General features: G+C 68.0%; 1 protein-coding gene. It reads right to left on the bottom strand.

Annotation, left to right across the window (positions count from 1 at the left end; genetic code table 11):
- Positions 1–244: erythromycin esterase family protein (locus tag Q1A87_RS24020; RefSeq protein WP_299657448.1), on the bottom strand; the 244-nt coding region annotated here is incomplete at both ends.

The raw sequence follows: 244 nt of genomic DNA, 5'->3' as shown, positions 1-244 counted from the left end.
CGCCGTCGTTGTGCCCGCGCAACCAGTCGGCGAAGCCCTCGACCACCGTGTTGCGCCACATCCAGGTCGGGAAGCGGGTGAAGGCGGGCGCCTCGAACTTGCGCCGGGCATGATGTCCGGCGAAACGATTGACCGCCGCGGCATCGGGCCAGTCCGCCTCGACCGCAACGATGTCGTAGCCACGATGCGTGATCAGGTGGCGCGTTATCGCCGCGCGGGTGCGGTAGAATTCCGACGTCCCGTG

The sequence above is a fragment of the uncultured Jannaschia sp. genome (assembly GCF_947494055.1).
Lineage (GTDB): Bacteria > Pseudomonadota > Alphaproteobacteria > Rhodobacterales > Rhodobacteraceae > Jannaschia.
Note: the sequence above shows the minus strand (reverse complement) of the source record. Positions and strands in the feature narration are given on the sequence as shown.